Raw genomic sequence first — 3,316 nt, forward strand, 5'->3', positions numbered from 1 at the left:
GACGGCGGCGGAAATGCCGACGCCAGCTCCAGCGCTGGCGTCGGGAGACGATCAGAACGACACGCTGTCGTCGAAGTCTTGCGTGCTGTGGTCGGTGTGAGTGGTGGCGCGCAGATCGCGTTGTATGGCGTCGCCGTAGTGGTTCCACAGGGTGGATTGCAGCTGATCGAGGAAGTCGATCAGGGTCAGGGCGTGGTCGGGGCTGAGATGCAGGGGGAGTTGGACGAGTTTCATGTTCATGGCGGTTCGCTCAAGGGGTTCACTTAACCTGCCCTTTGATCAGCTGCTCATGCGATCGCCAGTGCGGCTGGATGAGGACGTCGTTGACGTGGGCGATGGAGACTTGGCGTTGGCCGTCGCGGCAGGCTTCGAGGAGGCTGCCGTGGCAGAGGTGACGGGCGAGGCGGAGATTGCCTTGGGCGTTGCGCAGGATGAGGTCGAGGGCGGCCTCGTCAAAGGTGTTGGCGCCGAGTCGGACGGCGTCGAGTTCGGTGCTGATAAAGGCGCGCAGGTCGGGGTCGGCCAGTGGCCACAGGGTGGCCGAATAGGTGATGCGGCTCTTGATGTCGGCATTGGGGAGCAGCGCGAGGGTGTGCATGAGATCGGGCTGGCCGAGCAGGACCAGCAGATGTTTTTTCGGGAAGCGTTCGAACAACAGGCGGAGTTTGCGTAGTACGCCGATGTCGAGCAGGTGGGCCTCGTCGATGACGAGGTAGAGGGTTTTGCGTTCGCGGACGTGGGCGTAGGCGGTTTGGATGAGCGCGGATTCGAGTTGCCGCAGCGGAGCGTCGAGCTTGAAGGCGTCGGCCAGTTGGAGCAGCAGGTTAAGATAGCTGTGCAGGGTTCGGCTGACGCTGGCGACGATGGTCTCGCCGCGATCGGTGCGTTGTTCGAGGTGTTCGCGCAGCACGGTTTTGCCGACGCCGGGGGCGCCGAGGATGACGGCGAAGCCACCGTGCTGGGCGTGGATATGCAAAATCTCGGCGATCTGCTGTTGTGGCGGCAGCAGGGGCGCCTGGTTGCGATGGAACGGTTCGTGGGTGAGGCCGAGGGTAGCTTTGATCATGCGGATTCCTTGAGCGGTGAACGGGCCAAGGCGTTGTGCACCGGATCGAGCACGGTGGCTTCGCCCATGCGTTGGCCGGCGTAGAAGACGATGACGTGCTGGGGTCGCTGGCGATCGAACCGGACTTGGACGGTCTGGCCACGCAGATCAACCGGGCACTCGAAGCGCTGGGCATTGAGCGAGAAGACATTGGTCTTGCTCACTTTGCGGTCGAATTCGAGGAAGAAGGCCTCGGCGCTGTAGGCATCGTCGGTGAGAAACTGAAGGCGGCCGATATCGAGATTGAAGCGGTCGAGCGGTTTCATCTGGATGCCGGAATGGTAGTGATCGTTGTAGTCGTGCTCGACCCAGTGCTGGGTGTGGGCGTTGAGCTCGGCGAGTGAGTGGAACGCGGTGTGTTGGGTGAGGAAGCGATCGCGAAAGCCGCGGAAGAAGCGCTCGATCTTTCCTTTGGCGGCGCCGTCGCGGATCGGGGCGTGCGACAGATGAATGCCAAGCCGCAGGCAGGCTTGGAGGATGACGGTGGAGCGGTAGTTGCTGCCGTTGTCGAAGTACAGGCGTTGCGGTTTGCCGCGTTTGAACAGGGCGCAGCGAAAGGCGTCGACCATGCTGGCGGTATCGTCGCGATAGAAGAACTCGGCATGGGCGACGACGCGGCTGGCATCGTCGAGGAAGGCGACCAGGAAGGTTTTGCGCCAAGTGCCATCGGCTTGGCGAATGGCCGGTCCATGCAAGGTATCGGCCTGCCAGAGGTCGTTGGCGTAGGGCATGGCGAAGGCCAGCCGGAGGCGCTCGTGGGTATCGGGATCGTCGAGCAGACGGTGTTCGCGCAGGCGGCGATAAAACGTGGTGGGGGCGAGCTGGCGGCGGGTGAACAGGCCTTTCTCCAGCAGCCGGCGATACAGCACGGACTTGGGTAACTGGCCCTGCTTGTTGCGCGACAGCGAAGGCAGGACGTCGTGGATGGCCTCGGCCAGCTGCGGCGGGCTGACCTTGCGCGGCAGGCCGCGATCGGCGCGGGTCTTGTTGTCGAGGGTGGTGAGACCGCGCTTCTTGAAGCGATACAGCCAGGTGCTGATGGTGCGCCAGGTGAAGCGGTAATCGATGCCGCGGTCGGCATCGGTGAAGCTACGGGAAGCGACGTGTTTGATCCGCTCGCGAATCGTCGCGCCGGGGGCGTAGTCGACCGCGGCGAGCACGCGCAGACGCAGTTCGATGGAGGGTTTGGGGGCTTTGGCCATGCGCTGGAACTCCGGGTGGGGACAACGCAGGCGAGGATGGCTGATGCCATGGCGAAGGGCAGAGTGACGGAATCGGTTGCAAGCGCCGCCTGGCCGAAGGGATCGATGGCAATCGCGTGGCGGACGATGACAAATCGGTCGACGAAAGCACGGCGCCGTCGACCCCGAGTGGTTAAACCGGTGGTGTGGAGAGCGAAAACCCCGCACTAGACGGACTGCGGGTGCGCCAAGCGATGCGTTAAGGCAGGAAGGACGCCTGCTGCTGGAGCTGGAAGCGGGTGACGAAGGCATCGCCCAAGCGCCGATGGAGTGCGACCAGCGTTGGCAGCAGCAGGCGCAGACGCGGCGATCGGGAGGCAAACGGCGCGGCATCCTGCGCGTCAGGGCCGGGCAGAAGGACCCGCCAACGGGTGAGGTGGGCGTACATGCGGCTCAGCCAGCGCCAGCCGTGTCGCGAGGACTGCGCAGCGGTGGCCTGGAGGTAGGCGACGGCGACGTCCGCCCCGGCCATCAGCGCGCGGACGAAGCGCTGCAACACCGGTGCGCCGTACTGCCGACGCGGCAACCGCGCGGCGAGATACAGCCGCAGGGTCGCCCCGCAACCCCGGCGCCCGCCGCGATTGGCGCAGAACACGCGCTTGCCCACCGCCGCGCGCGCGCCGCCCTGCTGCTTGCGATAGACGAAACCATGCGAGACGAACTGCGTGCTTTGTCCACAGCGGCGACAGCAGAAGGGATCAGGATGAGCGTCCAGGCCGAGTGAGGCCCGGTGCAGCGCGTCGAGGTCGTCGAAGAAGAGCGAAATGGCTGCTGACCGATGAAGACAAAGGCCGCGGATGGTATCGAGAGGTGGCGGGTACCGGCAGTGGCGCCGATGCCATCGGCTAACCCGCAGCGTTTTCCTGGGAAATTCCGCTTACCGAATTACCGTCGCAACGACGGTTGACGACGACGATCGAAAAATGGCCGAAAGCGGGGTGTTTGTTCGGTTGGAGTGTGGGAATCAACA

The 3,316-nt window shown here is 64.3% G+C and carries 4 protein-coding genes; all 4 read right to left on the reverse strand.

All coding sequences use genetic code 11. The features are described from left to right. Positions 1-51: 51 nt before the first annotated feature. Positions 52-240: a hypothetical protein gene (locus tag IFO71_RS21355; RefSeq protein ID WP_192031717.1), complete on the reverse strand. Its 189-nt coding sequence runs from the start codon at positions 238-240 to the stop codon at positions 52-54. A gap of 19 nt (positions 241-259) precedes the next feature. Then, positions 260-1,066, reverse strand: coding sequence for an ExeA family protein (locus IFO71_RS21360; protein WP_192031718.1), 807 nt, complete (start codon positions 1,064-1,066; stop codon positions 260-262). After that, on the reverse strand, positions 1,063-2,307 hold the full coding sequence (locus tag IFO71_RS21365; RefSeq protein ID WP_192031719.1) for a DDE-type integrase/transposase/recombinase: 1,245 nt from the start codon (positions 2,305-2,307) through the stop codon (positions 1,063-1,065). The genes IFO71_RS21360 and IFO71_RS21365 overlap by 4 nt, the downstream gene beginning before the upstream one ends. A gap of 238 nt (positions 2,308-2,545) precedes the next feature. Continuing rightward, the gene (locus IFO71_RS21370) at positions 2,546-2,953 is read right to left on the reverse strand and encodes a hypothetical protein (protein WP_192031720.1); all 408 of its coding nucleotides are present in this window, start codon (positions 2,951-2,953) and stop codon (positions 2,546-2,548) included. Between the last annotated feature and the right edge of the window lie 363 nt (positions 2,954-3,316).

Origin of the sequence: Pseudomarimonas arenosa (genome assembly GCF_014841215.1) — a bacterium.
In the GTDB taxonomy this organism is placed as follows: Bacteria; Pseudomonadota; Gammaproteobacteria; order Xanthomonadales; family Xanthomonadaceae; genus Pseudomarimonas; species Pseudomarimonas arenosa.

Excerpts from the sequence above, each read along its gene's own strand:
- IFO71_RS21355 (WP_192031717.1), bottom strand. The coding sequence starts at position 240 with ATGAACATGAAACTCGTCCAACTCCCCCTGCATCTCAGCCCCGACCAC.
- IFO71_RS21360 (WP_192031718.1), bottom strand. The coding sequence starts at position 1,066 with ATGATCAAAGCTACCCTCGGCCTCACCCACGAACCGTTCCATCGCAAC.
- IFO71_RS21365 (WP_192031719.1), bottom strand. The coding sequence starts at position 2,307 with ATGGCCAAAGCCCCCAAACCCTCCATCGAACTGCGTCTGCGCGTGCTC.